The 22,858-nt window shown below is 38.7% G+C and carries 18 protein-coding genes; all 18 read right to left on the bottom strand.

Features of this window, described 5'->3' with window-relative positions:
* Positions 1–819, bottom strand: coding sequence for a 3-deoxy-8-phosphooctulonate synthase (kdsA, locus tag HMPREF1865_RS08885; protein ID WP_004695496.1), 819 nt, complete (start codon positions 817–819; stop codon positions 1–3).
* Entirely contained in the window at positions 820–1,551 is a 732-nt protein-coding gene (gene kdsB, locus HMPREF1865_RS08880; RefSeq protein WP_060919873.1) for a 3-deoxy-manno-octulosonate cytidylyltransferase, read from the bottom strand.
* A gap of 44 nt (positions 1,552–1,595) precedes the next feature.
* Entirely contained in the window at positions 1,596–2,708 is a 1,113-nt protein-coding gene (gene lpxK / locus HMPREF1865_RS08875; RefSeq protein ID WP_060919872.1) for a tetraacyldisaccharide 4'-kinase, read from the bottom strand.
* Positions 2,709–2,762: 54 nt separating this feature from the next.
* On the bottom strand, positions 2,763–4,067 hold the full coding sequence (locus HMPREF1865_RS08870) for a 3-deoxy-D-manno-octulosonic acid transferase (RefSeq protein WP_060919871.1): 1,305 nt from the start codon (positions 4,065–4,067) through the stop codon (positions 2,763–2,765).
* 2 nt (positions 4,068–4,069) lie between these two features.
* On the bottom strand, positions 4,070–5,800 hold the full coding sequence (locus HMPREF1865_RS08865; protein WP_060919870.1) for an ABC transporter ATP-binding protein: 1,731 nt from the start codon (positions 5,798–5,800) through the stop codon (positions 4,070–4,072).
* Positions 5,793–6,935, bottom strand: a complete 1,143-nt coding sequence (gene lpxB / locus HMPREF1865_RS08860) for a lipid-A-disaccharide synthase (RefSeq protein WP_060919869.1) — start codon at positions 6,933–6,935, stop codon at positions 5,793–5,795. Before lpxB ends, HMPREF1865_RS08865 begins: the two co-directional genes overlap by 8 nt.
* A complete protein-coding gene (locus HMPREF1865_RS08855) occupies positions 6,935–7,771 on the bottom strand; it encodes an LpxI family protein (protein ID WP_060919868.1) in 837 nt (278 codons plus the stop codon). The genes lpxB and HMPREF1865_RS08855 overlap by 1 nt, the downstream gene beginning before the upstream one ends.
* Positions 7,772–8,092: 321 nt before the next feature.
* A complete protein-coding gene (gene lpxA / locus HMPREF1865_RS08850) occupies positions 8,093–8,905 on the bottom strand; it encodes an acyl-ACP--UDP-N-acetylglucosamine O-acyltransferase (protein WP_081094615.1) in 813 nt (270 codons plus the stop codon).
* 20 nt (positions 8,906–8,925) lie between these two features.
* Entirely contained in the window at positions 8,926–9,351 is a 426-nt protein-coding gene (gene fabZ / locus HMPREF1865_RS08845; RefSeq protein WP_004695477.1) for a 3-hydroxyacyl-ACP dehydratase FabZ, read from the bottom strand.
* On the bottom strand, positions 9,348–10,187 hold the full coding sequence (gene lpxC, locus HMPREF1865_RS08840; RefSeq protein ID WP_060919867.1) for a UDP-3-O-acyl-N-acetylglucosamine deacetylase: 840 nt from the start codon (positions 10,185–10,187) through the stop codon (positions 9,348–9,350). Before lpxC ends, fabZ begins: the two co-directional genes overlap by 4 nt.
* Before the next feature lie 263 nt (positions 10,188–10,450).
* Entirely contained in the window at positions 10,451–11,353 is a 903-nt protein-coding gene (locus HMPREF1865_RS08835) for a lysophospholipid acyltransferase family protein (RefSeq protein ID WP_060919866.1), read from the bottom strand.
* A gap of 6 nt (positions 11,354–11,359) precedes the next feature.
* Positions 11,360–12,391, bottom strand: a complete 1,032-nt coding sequence (lpxD, locus tag HMPREF1865_RS08830) for a UDP-3-O-(3-hydroxymyristoyl)glucosamine N-acyltransferase (RefSeq protein ID WP_060919865.1) — start codon at positions 12,389–12,391, stop codon at positions 11,360–11,362.
* Between the two features lie 31 nt (positions 12,392–12,422).
* A complete protein-coding gene (locus HMPREF1865_RS08825) occupies positions 12,423–12,950 on the bottom strand; it encodes an OmpH/Skp family outer membrane protein (RefSeq protein ID WP_004695467.1) in 528 nt (175 codons plus the stop codon).
* Between the two features lie 11 nt (positions 12,951–12,961).
* Positions 12,962–13,933 (bottom strand): coiled-coil domain-containing protein, encoded by a 972-nt coding sequence (locus tag HMPREF1865_RS08820; protein ID WP_021147878.1) that lies wholly within the window; start codon positions 13,931–13,933, stop codon positions 12,962–12,964.
* A 29-nt stretch (positions 13,934–13,962) separates the two neighbouring features.
* Positions 13,963–14,451: an OmpH/Skp family outer membrane protein gene (locus tag HMPREF1865_RS08815; protein ID WP_004695463.1), complete on the bottom strand. Its 489-nt coding sequence runs from the start codon at positions 14,449–14,451 to the stop codon at positions 13,963–13,965.
* A 106-nt stretch (positions 14,452–14,557) separates the two neighbouring features.
* Positions 14,558–16,726: a BamA/OMP85 family outer membrane protein gene (locus HMPREF1865_RS08810; RefSeq protein ID WP_060919864.1), complete on the bottom strand. Its 2,169-nt coding sequence runs from the start codon at positions 16,724–16,726 to the stop codon at positions 14,558–14,560.
* A 176-nt stretch (positions 16,727–16,902) separates the two neighbouring features.
* Entirely contained in the window at positions 16,903–21,192 is a 4,290-nt protein-coding gene (locus tag HMPREF1865_RS08805) for a translocation/assembly module TamB domain-containing protein (RefSeq protein WP_060919863.1), read from the bottom strand.
* Between the two features lie 179 nt (positions 21,193–21,371).
* Positions 21,372–22,832 (bottom strand): TolC family protein, encoded by a 1,461-nt coding sequence (locus HMPREF1865_RS08800; RefSeq protein WP_060919862.1) that lies wholly within the window; start codon positions 22,830–22,832, stop codon positions 21,372–21,374.
* Positions 22,833–22,858: the final 26 nt, after the last annotated feature.

The raw sequence follows: 22,858 nt of genomic DNA, 5'->3' as shown, positions 1-22,858 counted from the left end.
CTAACCTTTTACGATTTTATCAATAGCTACTAAATCACGAAGCACATCTTCGAATTGATCTAAATACAACATATTAGGACCATCAGACAATGCTTCCTCAGGATTATCATGCACTTCAAAGAATAGCCCATCTACACCACTAGCCACAGCCGCACGTGCCAAATTTGGTACAAATTCACGGTTACCACTAGATTTAGTCCCTGCACCACCTGGTAATTGAACGCTATGAGTAGCATCAAAGATTACCGGATAGTCGAAAGAACGCATAATTGGGAACGATCTCATGTCAACTACGAGATTATTATAACCAAAGCTAAAACCACGTTCGGTAAGCATAAGATTTTCATTACCTGTTTCTTTCATTTTATTAAGAACATTTTCCATGTCCTTAGGAGCCATGAATTGACCTTTTTTAACATTTACGCATTTACCAGTTTTAGCAGCGCCGTAAACAAGATCAGTTTGACGGCATAAAAAAGCTGGAATTTGTAGAATATCTAATACTTCAGCTGCAGGTTCAATTTGCTCAATAGAGTGAATGTCACTGACAACGGGCACATTGAGTTCCTTCTTAATAGAAGCAAGCATTTTTAACCCTTCCTCAAGACCTGGTCCACGGAAGGAGTTAAAGCTAGAGCGATTAGCTTTATCAAAGGAAGCTTTAAAGATATAAGGAACACCTAAACGTTCACATATCTCTTTTGCTCGTTTACCGATAGCTAATGTGCGGTCATAGTCCTCAATAACACATGGACCTGCAAGGACAAATAAACCTTTGCCACCACCCACTGTAATATCTTTAATTTGAACTGTTTTCATTTATTTCTCCTCTTGCTCGTAAATTGCATTAACACGAGCTAAGTCTTCAGGTGTATCAACACCGATAAATCGTTTATCTGTTAGAATAACACGAATGTTATAACCATTTTCCAGAGCACGTAATTGTTCTAGAGATTCTGTTTGCTCCGCCGGAGTTGGTTCCATCTTAGCGTAATTCAATAAGAACTCTCTACGATATGCATAGATGCCAATATGTTTTAGTGGCGGACGTACAAAGTCATGGCGAGGATATGGGATTAAAGATCTAGAAAAATACATCGCATCATTACGATTATTTAAAATAACCTTTACCGCTGATGGCTCCTCGTACTCTTCCTCTAATAAAGGTGTAGCTACTGTGGCCATCTGCAAGTTTGAATCTTCCTCAAATAAACGTGCCAAGTCATCAATAAGATTTGGATCAATCATCGGTTCATCACCTTGGACATTGATAACAACATCTAAGTCTGTATAATGACTAGCAACCTCTGCTAATCGATCCGTTCCTGTAGGGTGATTAGGATCTGTCATCATAACAGTTCCCCCAAACTGTTGTACTGCAGAATATACGCGGTTATCATCAGTGGCTACAATTGTACATATTGTCTTTGTAGCTTGTGATACCCTTGCATAAACCCGTTCAATCATAGGTTTACCTGCAATATCAGCTAATGGTTTGCCCGGTAATCTTGTAGAACCATAACGCGCAGGAATAACACATCCAAACTTCACGATAAAACCCCATTTCTGTTATTCGTGTATCTTATTATTATACACTAAATCTCTAAATTTTCTATGAATTCTTGTTTTTCAGAAATAAATTCAATCCCTATAGATAGCACCAGAATCGGTATTTTCAAATCTTCAATTGCATGCAACTGACTTAACTTAACTGCATCCTTTTCTGTAATGCAAATAGCATCAGCTTGATGAGCAAATGCTTGTTTCCAAATCTCAACTACATCATCATTTGAAAAGTCATGATGATCTTCAAATGGCAAGGTATGAACAACGTTATACCCTACATCAGTTAACGTTTGTGTAAAGGATTGAGGGTTTCCAATTCCACTTACAGCCATAATGCGTTGTTCCTTGTAAGCATCTACAGAAGCCCCAACAGAACCATTAGACCACTCATCTAAGGTGTACATAAATTGCGGTTTATGGGTTGTTTCATAGACAGGTATATTGGGAATCATCTGAGTTAATCGCTTTCGAATGCCGGATACAATACCTGGTGCTACTTGATCAACCTTAGTAAGAACGATAATATCCGCGCGCTGTAAACCACTAAGGGGTTCACGTAATAGTCCCCGTGGCAACACATGTTCATAGCCAAACGGATTGGATGCATCAATTAGTACAATATCAATATCTCTTGCTAGTGCACGATGTTGAAATCCATCATCCATAATAAGACAATCGGCACCTAGCTCATTAATAGCGATTTCTGCGGATTTGGAACGTTCACGTCCAATAATTACATTGGATTTTTGTAAAACCTTAGCCAGTAACCAAGCCTCATCACCACTGATAGATGGCTCTACAAGCATTGTTCCGTCTTTAGAAATAATAATATTTTTGTTATTATCTTCTGCACGGTACCCACGACTAAGAACAGTAGGATGAAGGCCCTTCTGAGTAAGCACATCACAAATAAATCGCACCATCGGTGTTTTTCCAGTACCACCAGCCGTAATGTTGCCAACGCTGATTACAGGCACTGTAACTTTCGTAACGCCTTTACCCTCATCAAATCGAGCATTGCGTATTGATACAGCTTTCTCATAACCTTTACTCAAAAGGCCTAAACTGGAGCGAGCTATATCACCTAATACGGATTGATCTTCACCACTAACGATGGATTTGAATAATGCTTCCCCACTCATAGGTGACGCCTCCTATTATGTAATACAGTAAACTAATCTACAAATTTAGTCTTACTACGGAATAATTTGATGTTTCTCAAATAGCAAACGCAACTCTTGTGTATTACGTCGCGTAGCACCACGATTTTCTTTAATGATATCCAGGCAGTTTTGCCCCATCTTTTTAGCCAAGTCTCTATCATTACATAACCGCAAGACCATAGCGGTTAACTCTTTTCCATTCTTCACTTGCTCACAAGCATTTCGAGAGTTTAATAAGGCGAAAATTTCTTTAAAGTTAAACATATGAGGCCCAACCAAAATTGGCTTACCATGTGCAGCTGGTTCCAAAATATTATGGCCTCCAGTTTTAACAAGGGAACCACCAACAAAGATAATATCGCCTAAGCTATACAGTCGTCCAAGTTCACCAATAGTATCTAAAACAACAACGGGAATGCCTTCGTGAACAGGCTCCTTCATATCGCTACGACAAATAGCACTCAATTCATAACGCTTTGCAATATTTTGCACATCATGACCGCGATAAATCTCACGAGGTGCAATCAATAAACGAGCTTGTGGATACTCTTTCAATACTTGCTTGAAAGTTTCAAAAATAGCCTCTTCTTCACCTTTGTGAGTACTACCTGCAATAATGATAGGATGATTATTCCCAAAGCCAAATTCATCGAGAAGAGCTTGTTTTTCTTCATATGATACGGTGGCATATGTTTGATCGTATTTCATATTACCTGTTACAGTAATATCAGGTGTATGAGCACCTAAACTTTCAATATACGCCGCATCAAATTTGGACTGCATGCAAAAACGCTCAATAGAACGTAACATTTCACGTGTAAAAGCACTGATATACTTATAACGTTTCATACTGCGATCTGAAATGCGTCCATTAACCATCATAACTGGAATATTTTCCGATTCGGCGATACGCAAGAAGTTTGGCCAGATTTCAGTTTCTACAAGTAAAATAGTAATCGGCTTAATAATATGTAAAATTTTACGAGTTAAATATGGTAAATCAAGGGGAAAGAAAATAATTCCTTCTGCTTCAGGAATGATACGATGAGCCATAGCATGACCAGTAGCAGTAACTACAGACACGACCACAACAGCTTCAGGAAACTCCTTTTTGACTTCTTTTACCAATGGACTGGTAGCCACAATTTCCCCTACAGAAGCGGCGTGAATCCAAATAGCACGACGCCCTTCAATTTTTTTTAATAGTGAAGCTGGCATATAGCCTGCACTCTGTTTGATACGCTCATAAAATCCATCTTCAAAGGCAAGTCGGTATAAAATAACCGGAATCAAGCCAATCCAATAGAATATGAGCAATACGTTATATATCCAGTACATGGTTATCCTTTATTGGAGAATTGAACGGAATAAAGATGGTTGTACAATCCGCCGTCAATAGCTAATAGCTCTTGGTGAGTCCCCTGCTCTACCAAGCGGCCTTGATTGAGTACAACAATTTGATGAGCATTTTGAACAGTGCTCAATCGATGGGCAATAACAAATGCCGTACGCCCTTTCATAAGGCGATCTAACGCCTCTTGCACAAGTTTTTCACTCTCCGTATCTAAAGCAGATGTAGCTTCATCTAGAATTAAAATACGAGGGTCTTTTAAAATAGCACGTGCGATGGCAACGCGTTGACGTTGTCCACCAGATAATGAACTACCTCGTTCGCCTACAATTGTATCGAGACCATCAGGCATCTTCTCAACGAACTCAAGTACATTAGCCGCTTTAGCCGCTTCATACACGTCTTCATCAGTAGCATCTAAACGACCATACAAGATATTCTCTTTAATTGTAGCATTGAATAATACGGTTTCCTGTGGTACAAGACCAATTTGTTCACGCAAGGATTTAAAAGTAACATTTTTTATATCGTAACCATCAATTGTAATAGAACCACCGGTTACATCATAGAAACGAGGTAGTAAGTTAGCGAGAGTTGTCTTACCTGCACCAGATGGTCCAACAAGGGCCACACTTTCACCAGCCTTAACTGACAAAGTAAAATTTTCTAAGGCAATCTTTTCTCCATCATAGGAAAAAGAAACATCATTAAACTCCACATTGCCGGTAATAGCAGGCAATGTAATAGCATCAGGTTTCTCCACAACATCTGTTTTAGTATCTAAAATTTCAAATACACGATCGGCAGCAGCCAACGCCTTTTGAATATTACCATATACTTGACTCAAACGTTTTACGGGATTTGACAAGTTAATAGCATAAATCAAGAAAGCAATCAAAGAGCCTGCAGTAATAGCACCTGTTACTACGGAGTAACCACCGTACCAAAGGATGACCGCTACAGCGATTGCCGCAGAAAACTCAACCATTGGGCTTAACAAGCTAGTCAATTTAGTAGCTTTGATAACTGCTTTAAAATTGCGATTATTTTCGTCTTCAAAGCGCTTACGCTCAAAATCTTCACGAGCAAAGGATTTTACAACGCGAACTGCACTAATTACCTCTTGTAAAAGTGCCGTAATATCAGCTACACGCCCTTGGACATCATGCCCCGCCACGCGAAGCTTCTTACCAAAAACATTGATAATCACTAAAACTACGGGAACCGTAATAAAAGTAACTAACGTCAATTTCCAGTCAATGAGAAGCATGGACACCAAGGAACCGATAAGTGTTACAGATTCAGTGATAAAAGAAATCAAATTATCTACCACGGCCGTTTGCAATGCAGCTACGTCATTTGTAAGATTACTCATGATAACGCCCGTCTTACGACGATCGAAATAGGATAAGCTTAATTTTTGTAGATGATTAAAAATAGCCTCACGTACATCGATAATCACGCGCTGTCCGATGTAGGACATGTTATAAGTTTGACCATAGGTAGCAAAGCCACGAATTAGGAAAATGAGTATAATAGCACCTACAATAAGGTTCAACATAAACATATTCTTTTCATCTAATACTTGGTCTACTACATTCTTAATTAGCCAAGGTACTACCAAATAGGCAGCAGCAGCGACAATCATGCAGAACACTGCAAAAAGCATTCGCTTATAATAAGGCTTTACAAAGTATAAGAGCCTAGAATAACTATTCATTACATTTCTCCTTACCGAGATTATATACAAGATGTGCTACCCGTTTTACTGCACCCGGCTCACCTAATTTATGACGTACTTCGCGCAATTCACTGCGCATAGCTTCATTTTTGTCTACATCTCTGAGCAATGGTTCTACCAAAGACACAATTGCGTCTGGAGTGACAGCATCTTGTAATAATTCGGGAATGACTTCTTTACCCGCTACAATATTAGGCAAGCCCACATGTGTTACATTCACAACCATCTTACCAATACCATACGTAATTGGAGATACACGATACAATAATACCGTTGGCAATTCCATCATCGCCGTTTCTAATGTAGCCGTTCCTGATGCAGCAAGGCACACATCACAAATCTGCATCAAGTCATATGTATGGTCTTCCGTAATCGTAACAGGCACCTTATGAGCATCGATAAACTCTTCTAGCTCACTTCGATCAATTGTATGTGCTCGAGGCAAGAAGAATTGAATATCTTCATGCTTCGCCATCAATTGCTCACCACTTTTCAACATCGTATCAAGTAAGGATAAAACCTCTTGTTTACGACTGCCTGGCATGAGCAATACCTTTTTAGCCTCTTTGCGAGCCCCAAAGTATGCTTCGGCCGCATCCTTAGTCATCGTAGGATGTACGATGTCGAGTAAAGGATGCCCTACAAAATCTACATTACATTTATACTTGCGATATGCTTCAGCTTCAAATGGAAAGATAGATGCTACCTTAGTTACATACTTACGGATTGTATTACCGCGACTACTATGCCATGCCCAAATCGTTGGAGCAATATAATACAAAACAGGAATCCCCAGTTCATGAGCCACCGCAGCTAATTTCATATTAAAACCTGGGTAATCTACACAAACGAGAATATCCGGTTTCTCCTTCATCATGACGCGTTTCAAATACGTGCGCAACTTAAAGAATTTTGGCAATGATTTCACAATCTCTACAATACCAATGACACCAAGATTCTTAATATCATACACGATACGAACACCAGCACGCTCCATCAGGGTGCCACCCATACCAAACATTTCTACAGAAGGATCTATTTCTCTCAATGCATTGGCTACACTTGCCGCATGAGTATCGCCGGAAGCTTCACCGGCGGAAAACATGACTTTCATTATGCATCCTTTCTGGAATTTACAAATTCTTGGTCAACAGCACAGATAACAATACCATGACGATCTGCCATATCAAGCACGTCTTGTTGTTGTACGAAAATAGTCTTTTCCGCTTCTACAGCTAGTACCTTACAACCACTATCAATCATAGACATGAGCGTTTTTATGCCTACTGCCGGCACATCAAAGCGTACATCTTGATTTGGTTTTTCGGTTTTAACGACAACCGCATCCCCACGGCCGAGCTCGCCACCTCGTAAAATACACTTATCAGTACCTTCAATAGCTTCAATAGCCATGGCCGCCTTATGCTTAACAACAACAGTTTGACCTATATCAAGGGCACCCATTTGTTTAGCTAGTTCAAAACCAAAACAAATATCAGCCCATTGCTCATCTGTAGGTTGTGCTTTTGAAAGCACTCCAACCTTTGGCATAAATGGTTTTAAGTATACGGTTTGATCTAATACTTTAAAGCCTTCTCGTTCTATTTCATCAACGATAGCAAGCATAATCGTATCATCTTTACGATTTTTAAGACGCTTTAAAACGCCTAATGTTTTTAAATCAGGAAACGTAAGACCTTTAAAAAGAATCTCTTTAGTAACTTTCCCAAGCATGGTTAACTCTTCAACCTCTTCTTTTTTCAAGGCTTTGAAGATTTTACCTAGTTTAGCAACACCAATATCGTAGAAAGCATCAGCCTCAGCCTTTAGAGCCGGGTCTATATCAGGTACCACACCGATAACAACCACCTCGTGGCCCAATACATGAGCGGCACGCATGAATTCTACAGGCAAAACACCTATGCCCGCAATTAATCCTACCTTTGCCAAGACTATACCTCCTAGATGGCCTCACGGCCTATATATCAATTAGTAATTTCAAGTTCCCTATGAAAAGGCCTAAAAATAGACATAATCATATACAATATATTGTACTATAAATAGCTACTTTTTACCATTAAAAAGCCATGGTTTATGCCTTTTTCTTCATCATTTTATTATAATTCCCTTATTCCTTTTAAGCACTAAAAAATCTACGATTATATCTATCAAAACTTTTCTATAAATATAATGTAAATTATCATTGATATAAAACTCAACTAGTAATAATGCACACAAAAAGACCTCGTACATTGTACGAGGTCTTGATAATTAGTCGCGACGAGTACGCATAATTCCCCTATCCGCATTGCGTAGGAAGCGTAATAAATTTTCAATTTCTACGGAAGAATCCAGTTGTAATTCCATTTCTTCAATCGCCTTAGATAAGCTGAATCCAGAACGATAAATAATACGGAATGCCTGTTTCAAATCACGTCGTACATCTTCGGAAATCCCTGCACGAGATAGGCCTACAGAGTTTAGACCGATAACACGTGCCGGTTGACCATCAGCAATTACGTAAGGTGGGATATCTTGTACCACCTTAGCCATCCCACCAACCATTGCATTACGACCGATTTTAACAAATTGATGAATACCTGCAAGGCCACCAATAACAACGCGATCTTCAACGATAGCGTGCCCTGCAAGACCAGCACAATTACTCATTATTACATTATTACCAACGATACAGTTATGAGCCACATGTGTACAGGCTTGAAGTAAACAATTATTGCCTACACGTGTTTCTTCACCTTCACCAGTAGCGCGGCTAATAGTTACGAATTCACGAATAACCGTTTCATCGCCAATATTACAATAGCTTTTTTCGCCTTTAAATTTTAAATCTTGCGGTTCCAACCCAATAGATGCGTTAGGATAAATTTCACAACGCTTACCAATGGTTGTCCAACCACCAATTACAACATGTGCACCGATTTGTGTGCCATCGCCAATCTCGACATGTTCGCCGATAACAACGCCAGGACCTACGATTACATCTTTGCCCAATTTAGCATTTGGATGGACTATGGCTGTACTATGGATGTTGGATTCCGCATTTTCCATGCCTACAACTATCACTACAATCACTCCTCATTCTATTATACAAGGGCAAACATGTATTCACCGCTAGCGCACAATTTGTCGCCAACATAGGCACGGCCTTCAACCTTGCCCATTTTACCTTTAATTTTAACAATATCTACCTCCATGCGAACTTGATCGCCAGGTTTTACAGGATGGCGGAAACGCACTTTATCAATACCTGTAAACATAGGAGTAAGACCACGATTTTCCTCAGGGTACAATAATGCAATACCACCGACTTGAGCAATAGCTTCAGTCAATAATACACCTGGCATAACTGGGTTCCCTGGAAAGTGACCTTGGAAGAACAATTCGTTGAATGTAGCATTTTTAATACCCACAGCACGTTTCATAGGTTCTAACTCAACAATGCGATCAACCAAAAGCATTGGGTAACGATGAGGTAAAATTTCTAAAATATCTTCGTGATTAAGAATCATGGCTGTGTCTCCCTTATTTCTTCCATTATACTGCGAGCCAATCTTGAATTTAATTCATGACTCGATTTCAAAGCAATTACATGGCCTTCAATCGGTCCTAACAAGAATAAATCCCCTATAACATCTAATGCTTTATGGCGAACTAATTCATCCTCAAAGCGTGGTATAGATAGACATTTCTCATCATCATAGACTAATGCATTATCTAGGCTACCGCCTTTTGCAAGCCCCATGGCCTGTAATTGTTCCAATTCCTTCATAAATCCGATAGTCCTAGCCGATCCAATGTGTGCTTTGAAATACTCAGGCGATACTTCAAAATCACATTGTTGCGTACCAAGCAACGGATGGCTGTTAATTGATGTAAAAGTCATGCGATAGCCATCATATGGCAAAATCACAATAAAACGATCCCCATCATAAACAGCATGAGATCGAGTCACTTTGTATATATGACGCGATGCTATTTGTTCTTCAATGCCAGCCTCTTCAATAAGATTGACAAAAATAGCACTACTACCATCACCTACAGGAGGTTCTGGAGAATCCATTTCAATATAACAGTTATCAATATTCATAGCACTGAACGCTGCCATCACATGTTCAACAGTAAATACCTTTGCTTCACAATTTTCCAGCGTGGTAGCGCGCATAGTGTTCGTCACATTATCAATGTGTGCTCGCACAGAAGGATGCCCTTCAATGTCCGTGCGGACAAACACAATTCCTGTATCTTCAGGTGCAGGCTTAAAAACCATATGTACTGGTTCACCGCTATGAAGGCCAATCCCTTGATATGAAACAGCCTTTTTTATTGTTTGTTGTGGCTTACTCATAAGAATGTCCTTTCATAATCCGAATTCACGTTTACTATACACCAATATGTATTATACCCTATTTGCATAGGCGTTACAAGAAATTTACCATATATTACGCTAATTGGAAAGACTATTCTTAGTCTTTAAAATTTTAATAGATTATTTTTAAACACTAAGTTATAAGTTATAAAATAAAAAGAGATTTCATCCATGCTAGTAGGAATCAGTTTCATCTTGAAGATTCCACAATCGCATAAACAAAATCTCTTTAAAATTATTAACTATTGAAAAACATCAGGTGGTGTATCTATTTGTTCGCCATAAAAACGACGAGTCCACTTCCAACGGTTATGAAGCCAGAACCAATCTTCAGGATATCGTCGAATATAATCTTCAATAAACTCATTTAGACGAGTTGTTGTTACCGCTATATCACGCTTTTTATCATCTGTACGCTCCACATAAATTGGTGGATGTGCTTCAATCTCATATTTCTCAGAAAACGGACTATAATGTATGGTTACAAAAATAATGGGCACATCTTGCATACGAGCCAGTACAGCTGGCCCCGCAGCCGTCAATGTTTCATAGCCAAAGAATGGTACAAGAACGCCATCATCACCAGGGTCCTGATCCATAATAAGGCCTAAAAATGCACCTTTTTTTAGTTCATTAATCATTTCACGAACACCCGTTTTATAGGTTACATGTTGATGCATAATCTGACGATATTCATTGATAAACTTATCGGCATCACCATTCTGTTTCATAGCCACAGAAATCAATGGATATCCTTCAGAAGCAAGAACGCCACCTAAAAGTTCCCAGTTACCACTATGAACAGCAGCTAAAATTGCACCTCGACCATTTTCTAAGGCATCATCTAAGTACTCTCGATTAATAAACTCCACCATATCTTTGTATGCGCCATCTTTAATTTCAGGATAGCGCAATACATCAATAATCATACGGCCAAAGCGTGTAGTACTAGCTTTCGCAATACGTCGAGCTTCTTTGGGATCATCTGTAATATTACAGAATAGAATTTGGCCTATCGCTAGGCGCTTGCGTTTAGGTGGCACCACTAACCACGCAATTTCACCAAGCAATGTACCAATAGCATATTGCAAACCTTTAGGTAATAAGCAAATAAAGGCACTAAAGATTTTCATAAACCTATACATGGATTATTAGCTCTCCTTAAGCTGTGCTTTCAAAGCGTCAATTTCTTTTTGTAATTGTTTTACAGTTTTCACCATTTCTGGCAAACGATTCTCATAAGCAGCCAATTTTAGCCACTCTTTATGAGGTCTCATTGGATACCCAGCCATAACAGAATTAGAAGGCACATTGCCAGTAATTCCTGTTTTACCTGCAAATTGTACATTATCTCCAATTGTAATATGACCTGTACAGCCTGTTTGTCCTGCAAAGATTACATGGTTACCACATTTTGTACTACCTGCAATCCCAACCTGTGCGATCAAGAAACAATCTTCTCCAATCTCAACATTGTGGCCAAGGTGAACAAGATTGTCAATTTTGGTACCACGACGTACCAAAGTAGATCCCATTGTAGCATTATCGACAGTAGTGCAAGAACCAATTTCTACATCATCTTCAAGAATAACATTGCCTACTTGAGGAATATGCGTATGAATACCATTTTCTGTGGCAAAGCCAAAACCTTCACCACCGATAACTGCTTTAGCGCGCAATACAACGCGTTTACCCAAAATACAGTTCTCATGTACGATGGCACCCGCATAGATGTCAGAATCTTCCCCAATTCGTACATTATGACCAATATATACATAAGGTCGAATCGTTACATTATCACCGATAACAGCATTATCATTAATAACACAATAGGCACCAATAGCTACATTTTTACCAAGTGTAACATTCTTGCCAATAATAGCAGTACTATGCACTTCACGGGGAACTACAACAGGTGGATGGAATACTTCTAGCACTTGGGCAAATGCAGATTTTGCATTATCAACTACGATTTGCGCCATCGGTGCATTTTTTACTTCTGATTCAACGATAACAGCACCCGCTTGGCATAACGCAATATGTTCAACATATTCACCAATTGCAAAAGTTATGGATTGTTTTACCGCTTGTTCAAAGCTACGTGTCTCAGTAATGACAATAGACTCATCCCCTATAAGTTGACCGCCTACTAAATTTGCGAGTTCCTGTAAATTTTTTTCCAAGGCAAACTCCTCCCCCTGTGGTAATCCTCAATTATTGTGCAGCTTCAGTTGTACTTGTTGTAGCTTGATCTGCTTGCTGTGCATTTTGCTGAGCATCTTGTTGCTCTTGGGCTTTAGCCGCATTTTCAACTTCTTTGATTTGATCGTCAGAAGCTTTACCCATTTTTGTGATCAAATCATCGGTTACATCAGAGCCACCACCAACAACAGCGCCTTTTTCAATAATAACATCAAGTTTTTTTTCTTTCACAAGTTCATTGATTTTTTGTTCTTGATATTGACGGTATTCTTGTGCTTTTGCATTTGCAAAGGCATTTAATTCTTGATTCGCTTGGTTAAATACATTTTGTTTAGATGCTTCATCAGCAGCAGCAATTTTAGCATCTAATTCCGCTTTTTTAGCGTTAATCTCTTTAGTAATTTCAATACCTTTTTCAGTACTATTTGCTACTTTCACGCTATCCACATAGCCAACATTGTTAGAACCACAACCACCTAAGATAGCCATAGAAGCTACTAAAGCTGCACTTAATACTAAAGATTTAATACGTTTATTCATAATATAACTCCTTATTGAACTCGATAAGACGCCTTCACTGCATCAGTAATATCAAGCCCTTTAATATTACCACCATCATCGATGATGACTAAATCTAAATGTTGTTCCTCAGCAATAATTGTTACACGCATACGAACATCTTCTAAAATAGCCTCATGAAGTGCACTCACTTCAGCTTCTTTATCTGAAAGTTTTTTTGCCCATGTATCATTCCAATCTTGCGCCACAGGCAGATTATTATTAGCAATGATGGCTTGTGCTTGTTGTTGCACCATGGAGTCACGTTTCTCAGCTAATTCCTTCTGTAGGGATGCAGCGTATTGATTGAGCTCTTCCTGCCCTTTTTGTTGCATTGGAGCAAGCTCAGCCTGTACCTTTGCTTTAATTGAATCCACATCGAAATCCGACGGTTTTCTCTTAGCTAATAATTCTTTTAATCTTTCTTCTTTTTTAGCCTTTTCAGCCATAGCCGCCGCCCTTTGTGCATCATCTATATATACACGTGCATCATAGGCATATAAGTCTAATTGAAGGTTTACGATTTCCAGATCATATTCATTAGTACTAACCTTTAACTCAGCTAAATACTTTTGAGTCAATTCATTGCGCTTCGAATTTAATTGCTGATTTAGTTCATTTTCTTTTGTTGCAATACGAGTTTGCAATTCTACCGTAAGAGCATCTGACAAGGTTGAATCCAGTGCAAGTGTTTTCAACTGTTCATCTTGTGTCTCTGACTTGGCATTTAAGGCTTGTTGTTCAAGTTCATATTGACGTTGTAAAAGTTCCAGTTCATTCTTGGCTTGTTTATAATCCGCATAGGATGGATTAAACTCTAGTACATCATCAATGCGTACAACACCTATTGACATGCCATCAGGACCCTGTTGGCGATTTGTTACAAAACCATAGGCCCAAACCATAGCACTTATTGCAGCAACGAGAAATATGACTAGTCCTATATATCGTTGTTTCCCGTTCATTGTCGTTCTCCCTTACATAGAACTACAGTTTATTTTTTTGCATCAGTAGCTAGTTTTTTCAATACTTGATCTGTAATGTCAACACCGCCATATAGTACAGTATCTTTAGTCATAACAACGCTAAGACCCTTAGCATCACCAACCGCTTTTGCAGCCTCCATAGCTTTATCTTGAACGGATTTAGCAATTTCTTGATCTTTTTTAGCTAGGTTTTGACGCGCTTCTTCAGCGATTTTTTGTTTAGTAGCATCATCTTGTGCTGCATCAATTTTAGCTTGCGTTTCTTGTTGTAATTGGCTTTGATAGCTCATATACTCTTGAGCTGCAGAGATATAAATTGGATTATCTTGAGACAACATACGAGATGTATCGATAACCCCAATAGTACTAGTCCCACTATTACTACTAGGCGAAGCCATTTGCGTATAAGCTAACGCACCAATACCAACAATAAAAATTGCAGCAATGACGATGGAAAAAATCTTTACATTCGCCTTGTTGTTCATCATTCGCATCATAATAGAGTGCCCTCATTTCTTTAAATCACTGCATCAAAGGATGCCATATAGAGATATTGGTGAAAGCCTCTTTAAAAAGAGGCCTTCACCATATACATTTACTATATTAGAATTGTGTACCGAAGCTGAAGTGGAATTTATTTTTGTGTTTACCCACGCCATAGTCAAGTTTAACAGGACCAATTGGAGTTGTAATACGAACACCAGCACCAACGCCATAGTTAAAGGATTTTTTGCTGTTATACCATGTAACATTTGGTGCATCCCATGCATCACCAATATCACCGAATAACACACCGCTAACTTTCTTAACAATTGGGAAACGGAATTCCAATGTAGCATTGTACATCTTCTTACCACGGAATTGATCATCTTCATAACCACGTAAGGAATCAGCTCCGCCCAATGTGAACAATTGGCTATAAGGAGCATCACCTTGGATGAAACCAGCACGTGCACGGAATGCCAATACATTTTTAGCACCCAATTTCTTGTACATACGAGTTTCAGCTGTGAATTTGTAGAAGTCGAAGTCACCGCCCAAACCATGACCAGCCCATTGTGTAGTGTAGGAAATACGACGACCACGAGTTGGTTCATAGATATTATCGCGAGAATCGTATACTTTTTGCCATGTTACAGAGTTAATGCGACCGAAGTTATTTTTTACATAGTTGTCAGATGCGAAGTTATAGGAACCATTATCCCAGTTTGTACCTTTACCCGCATTTTTATCATAACGGAAACCAGAGCTATCATCATCATCCCATTTATAAGAATCTTTACGGGATTCTAATGTCAAGTAATCACGAGTATATTCCCCAGTTTGACGACCGAAGGAAATATTGAAACCACGAGATTTCTTATTGTATTCTGCTACTTCATTACCATCTTCATTGTAATCTGTGTATTCATCTTCGCGGTTGAAGAAGGAGAAGCCAAGGGATGTACCTTTGCTATCGATCCAAGGTTTCAAGTAGGAGATTTGGTAGTTCTTATATTTTTTCTTACCACCGATTTCCCAGTGAACTTTAAATTTATCGCCAGTACCACGGAAGTTATCTTCACCGAATTCAACAATACCCATCAACCCATCAGATTTAGAGTAACCAGCACCTAATGTGATGGTACCAGTCTTATGTTCCAATACATCGATTTCAATAATTACATTATTTGGATCTTGTTCACCTGGCAACATACGAACGTTTACGTCATCAAAGAAACCTAAGTTATATACGCGTTCTACAGAACGACGTGCCAAGAATTTATTAAAAGGTTTTCCTTTCTTTTGAACAAATTCACGAGTAATAACTTTATTGCGAGTTTTCTTGTTACCTGCTGGAATGATATCTTCTACGATACCTTCAACAATGTGTATATGAAGTACGCCTTGGTCATCTACACGAACACCATCAACGTGTGCTAACATATAGCCATCGCGAGCATATGCAGCATTAATACCTTGAACTTTTTGCCCTACGGATACAGAGTTAAGAACTTGACCTGGTTGAATGTCCATGAACTTAGTCAATACTTCGGAGGAATATACAGTATTACCTTCAAAAGAAACGCCAGTAGTAACTGGATTTACTGTTACGGCAAAGTCCAGTTTTACGCCTTCAGGCACGGAAGTGAATACAGGATTTACTTCGGAGAAGTAACCAGTATTACCAAGATTAGTTACATCTTTAAATACGCCATCAACAGATACGGCATCGCCAACTTTTTCAGTTAAAATTGGCAACAAATTTGCTTGCTGTTCAGCTGTAACGCCAGATATAGATAAACCGGTAATCAATTTACCTACGTAAGGATTAACAGATTCTGCACTAGCAGATGTGACATATTGTGCTTCTACTGTTGTAACAGCTTGAGTTTGGCCATTTTCAGCAGCCTTATCAAGATCAGTACCACCAGTAGTTTTAGATACCATTTTTACTTGTTTATCATCAGTTTTTAAAGCAGCATTATTGACTGTAACAGTTCCATCAGAACCTTTTACTACAGTGCCGTCACTAGATATAGTCGTATCACCACGAGCAGCTAAGATAGCTGCATCAGTTTCATCTTGTATAGTTGTAGTAGTTGCATCAGCATTATAAACAGCTTGTGTAGTAGCTGCATCATTTGTTGTAGCAGCATTAGTCGTCGTTGTGCTATTTAAATCTGGAGTATAGCCAGCTTGTACCTCAGCAGCAAATACACTGCCTGTCCCCATGACAGCGGTCAACACGGACGCTGCAAGCATACTTTTATAAGCTTTTGGTTTAAACATAAATTCCTCCTAGAACTCATCCCCATAAAGAGTTTACATCTTATTTATAAAGACTAATAAATCTTTATCATTATAGCATAAATTGCTTGGAATGAGTACTATATTAAACAAATTTTATGAAATTAATATGACTAGAATGTGCATACCTAAGGGGTTTACACATTCTAGTCATACTCTTAAAAGCTACGTGTCCAACGACCACCTATATAATTGTTCCCTTTTGATGTATGCCATCCCGTGAACTTAAGGTTTCGTTTAACAGAATATTCTATACCATATTTATTTTGTTTGTTATTAATACCTTGAGAATAAGTCAACATGACTCTCGGTAATACATATTTACCGATTTCAATATTATAATTACTTGCCGTATCCCTATTGGTTGGCTCATCGGGATCAATTGACCCTGTTGTAATATTGATGCGGTCTAACCCAAGTGTATTTTGTAATGCATCTTGTACATAGCCAAAAGCAAACATTTGAAGCCCTGCTGTAGCCACAGCATTCACATCTTCATTTGTCAAAGTACTACTATTTGAATCTGCACCGCGGCCGAAGGTCAACATGGAAATGATTTGCTTTCTAGACAATGTAGGATTAGAGGCCAATGATAAGTCCATATGATCCACTGTCCCTTTTACGCCAAGCATAATAGTGTAATTACTTACATTTGTTTCAGCCTCTAATTGTAAGTTTGGTAAATAAGAGCCACCTACGAAATGGGCATTCCCTTTTGTAATATTAAATACATGGCTCAAATACTTAAACGTGCCATTTCTAACATCGAATTGACCACTAGCAGTTGGATTTTGTAAGGATCCACCAAAATGAACATCGCCACTGATAAACATGTTGTATAAGGTGCGATCATATAAACGTACACCTTTACCCGCATGAACAGTAACATCCACCCCCATATCTTTGGTACTTTCACTAGATTGTAAGGAAAGAGGAATTTTGAATTGAATCTTTTCAAGATTTAAAGTACCAATAAGGGTCGGCAATCCATCTCGGTCAGCAATATAAAGTTCACCATTCAACGGTCCTCTTACATATTCACTGCGAACCTCTAAATCTTCTAGCTGAACTGCCGCCTTGTAATTAGTAAGAGTATGTCCAGACCAATTTACTTTAGCAGCCAAACCAGCTGAGCCTTTGCCCATATTAATACGGGATTGGAAATCACCTTGTTGACCAGAGAAAATTAAGTCACCATCAATACCAGTAATTTGATTTTCTACACTTGCCAATTTCATCGTACCATTACGTACCGATACAGTACCATATGCTTCAGGCTGATCAATAGTGCCTGTAATGTGAACCGTGCCTTTTAACGGACCTGTTGCCTCCTTAACACTAGTTGTAAGAAGAGGAATAACAGCCATATCTGCTTCGTTAAAATCAATAGTTACATCCATAGATTTGCTATCATTTGCTGGAATATACCCAGACGTAAAGATTGCCGCTAATGGAATCTTACCATAGACACTTAGCTTATACCCACTTTTGGCACCTTGAATTCGTTGAATCTGAATAACTTGATCTTGCATTGTAGCCAATACAAAACCTTCATCAATACCAACACCATTAAAGGACCCCGACTCTACAGCACCGGATAATTCTACTTTAGGATTCTTAGTTTCCCCAGTGATATTTACAACGCCAGTTACCCAACCAGTAGCTTGAATATCCTTACCCATAAGTGGCAAGAACGGTACTATATCAACATCCTTTAATGCAACCTGTAAGTCCGCTTGACCATCAAGATCCATCGTGCCGCCTATTGCAATGAGACCTTCACCAACAGGTAAATTCAAAGTTGTAACTTTGAATTTACGGTTAGCAAGACTTGCATCGATAGTTGCATCACCAACAATCTTTTCATCAATACTTACATCATTAATCTTGCCTGTTACATTAACGCTTGGATTGTCGCGTGTACCTCCGATTTCAACAGAACCATTTAATTTGCCATCAATATGTTCATTGGACCGGTCTAGCAAGGTTAGCAAATTCTTTACGCTACCATTAGTAACATCTAATACACCAAATAGTTGTCTACTGTCATCAAACTTCATACCACCTTTAGCAGTATAGCGACCACCATCGGCTTCAGCAAAGGTGAAATCTTGCACATTTACAACCGATTTATCTGCATAAACACGACCATGAATATCGTTCAATAATTCCCCATTAACTGATAAGGCATCGGATGAAATATAACCATTGAATTGAGGGTTATCTACAGATCCAGTAATTTGTCCTCGACCAGATAGCAAACCATTAACTTTGTAATCCGTATTAATGAGCAATCTGCCCATATCAATTTTTTTGCCTTCAAAATCAATATTAATTACTTCTTTAGATACTGTACCGCCACCTGTGATAGTTGCACCATAACCTTCAATATCAAATCTATAAAGCTCTAATGTATCATTCTGATAGTTATATTTTGCAAACGCATTGGTCACGAGTTTGCCATAAGCAGAACCATCCCACAAATGAGCACGACCTTCTATAATCGGATTTGCAGCCGTCCCTGTAATATGATTGTCTGTTTCAAACCAACCTGTAATAGGAACATCTGTAACAGTACGAATCACATTTTCAATACGAGCAGCCCGAGCCTTGGCATTTAGATCTAACACATCTGTATTAAGATTATACCAACCATTAACATCATAGCCCCCATCGCCATCACCAATATGTCCATTGGTGATAGTGAGAATATGGTTATCTAGCTTAATATCTCCATGGATATTATTGAATCGAGCCCCTTTATAATGTACCTCTTGACCCCATACAGTGCCCATTACATTTGGATTATCCAATGTACCTTGTATCGCAAAAGAGGTATTCAAGGTGCCATCAACATCTTGACCAATAATAGGACTTAGTGCGGTCAATGGCAATGCATTACCGGAAATAGTGGCATCTATATTACCATTTTGGATATAGCCATATCCGCTTAGTGCCCCATCTCCTATAGTGCCTACAACAGTCATATTTGTACTATTATCAGCATGCGTAAAGTTAGCTTTTGCAGTATCAACTACAACACCGCGAATGCCTATTTGGCGACCTTCAACAGCGCCTACAACATCTGTAACTTGATTATTTTTTCCTAAGATACGCATCTCACCATCGATATTACCTGTAACCGGTGAGGTCATATCTTTTGTGAAAGTGCCTAAAGGTAAATTTTGAATCTTTATAGTAGTATCAAAATCCCCTGTATCAACCACATATTGGCCCTTAACCTTTGCACTACCTTCGCCTACTGATAGGCGCACATCATCCGTACGAACTAAACCGTTATCATATACAATATCACCTTGTAAACGATCAATATAGTAACCATTATAAGAAATACCATCACTAGCAATCGTTGCATCTACACGAGGAGCTACTGTCGTACCACCAATATGTGCACGCCCACCTACAATACCAGAAACACCGACGTCTGTTATCGCCTCTAAATCTACTTTATCGGCCACAACATTAAGATTTAAATACTCTTCATCTTTGCCTAGTGTAACTAAGCCATTGATCTTTGTTACTTGATCATTTACCCTCCAAGAACTACGACTAATAACGATTTGATCATTATTAAGCATAATGCGACCCGTGCCATCGGTAATATTATAAATTGTATTACCCCGTTTATAAGTGCCTGTTAAACCTTTAAAGCCTACATTACCACTCATAATGTATTTGCCATCTTCACTTTTAAGATTTAAATGTAAATCTTGTAACTTACCACTCGTTACAGATAGATCCTTACGAAGTGGAACAAAACTCATAATACCAGCAGTATCAATTTCATCAGCTTGTACAAAGAGATCAAAATTAGATACATTGTTCATATCAATTTTGCCATTCAAGGTAATTGCGGAACCATCTACATCAGCAGTAAAGGCACCTTTAGAGATGCCACTCATATCAAGCGCCATGGTCCCATCAAGATTTTCTACATTCCTCTTTATTCCATCTTTAGTACGTAGCGCTACGCGACCATCATTAATAGTCACAGAGCCATCAAAAGTACCCGACTTATTTGGATCGGATGGTTTTACTAATTTAGTTATACTCCACGACCCATCAGCTAGTTGCCATATATGAAAATCTGGCGCCTCGACGATTACACTAGAAATAGTCGTAGCCCCTGATGTGTTGCCACCAATGATCTTCGGTAAAGAAGATAATTTAACTCCTACAGCTACCTCTTGAGCAGTTCCAACTAAATGTCCATCTCTATCTTTAATAATCACATCTGTTAGAACAACATCACCATTCCAATTAATTCGGAGAGAATCATAGTCTATAGATCCGTTTATGACATTATTTACTTGTTCTTTAACCATAGGTGCAATGTAAGTTTGAGCCATAGGATTGATGCTGGCACCAACAATACCAGACAAACCTAAAATCGCTGCACCGATAAGGAACCACTTTTTACGGGTCATAATGATACTCCCATACACATTATGAATAATATAAATATATATACTAATCTTACCACAGACACAGTAATAACTATAGTATTTTCAGAGTGAATTTTATAAAACCTATCAAGAACACTCATTGTCTATAATGTCCATTACAAGAAAAAAAGACGACCGAAGTCGTCTTTTTAAAGATCATATTATTGATTGCCGCCTAGTTTTGACAATTGTTCAACAGCACCACTATTAGCGATAACTTCAGCACCTTGACCTACAGGTGTAGACAATGGAACGCCTGTTAATTGTTCAAGAGCCGCAATGCTAATATTGTAATTGTAAAGAGCTTCTACATAGTTATTACGAGCTGTTGTCAACTTAGTTTCTGCATCAAGTACATCAAGGTTCGTACCAACACCTGCACGGTAACGAAGCGTAGCAATACGGAAACTTTCTTGACCTTGTGCGACTGCAGTTTGTGTACTTTGGATTGTTTGTTCAGCAGCTCGTAAATTCAAGTATGCTTTTTGTACGGCTAACAATACAGCATCAACAGTTGCCAAGTTAGCTTCTTTTGCTTGTTCAAGTTGTGCATTTGCTTTTTTAATAGCATTTTGTGTTGCACCACCATCCCATAAGTTCCAAGTAGCACTAGCACCAACACTCCAGGACTTTGTGCTTGTACCAAAGTAACCATCTGGATCACCATAGCCACGACCAGCTTTTACAGCAACCGTAGGCAAATAACCCGCCTTAGCAGATTTTACAGCTTCTTCCGCAGATTTTACATCAAGAGCTGATTTAACAAGAGCGGAACGATGAAGCATAGCATATGCTTTCGCTTGCTCCAAGGTTACATTATATGGTTTATATTGTAAATCATGCTCTACTGTAGTAATAGCTGTTTGTGCAGGGTATGCAATAACTTGATTTAAGTTCGCCTCTGCTAAATTTGCAGCATTTTGCGCTTTTACAAGAGATGTTTGAGAATCATCAAGATTTGTTTTAGCGGCCAATACATCGGAGCTCGCCACTAAACCAACATTATACTGTGCCTCTACATTGGTTACATGACCTTGATAATCTTTAACAGCTTGTTGTGCTACATCTACCATATTACGGCTCATAATCAATGTATAATAACCGTTAAGAGCATCATATTTTGCTTGTTGTAAAGCCTCTTCATAGCTAGCACCAGTACCTTCACGAGTATAACGTGCAGAATCAATGCTTGCATCGAGTTGTGGATTGAATACAGGCGCACTAATGGAGAAGTTATGACTACCAGATTTGCCACTACCTGTGTCACCGCCCGTTTTTTGAGCACTCCAACCATAACTAACACTTGGATTCTTACTAGCTGCTACTTGGCTTACTGCAGATTTAGCAGCTTCATAACCCCATTTAGTTTGCTTAGCTGTACGATTATTAGCTAATGCTAAATCAACCGTACGGGCTTCGTTTAAAGCTAATGTACGTTCATAGGTTTTACTGTCTAAAACAGATTTTTCTGCTAATTGCTTTTGTGTTAATTGAATAGCTTCTTTTTGATATTTGCTTAATTGGTCTCCGTTGTTAACGGATGTAGTTACTACATCAGCGGCGAATGCACCAGTAGTAACTAAAGAAAGCATTACACCTAAGGAAAGAACCTTTTTATTCATAATATGTACCTCCATACTCATATAGA

Source organism: Veillonella parvula (genome assembly GCF_001553335.1).
In the GTDB taxonomy this organism is placed as follows: domain Bacteria; phylum Bacillota; class Negativicutes; order Veillonellales; family Veillonellaceae; genus Veillonella; species Veillonella parvula_S.
Note: the sequence above shows the minus strand (reverse complement) of the source record. Positions and strands in the feature narration are given on the sequence as shown.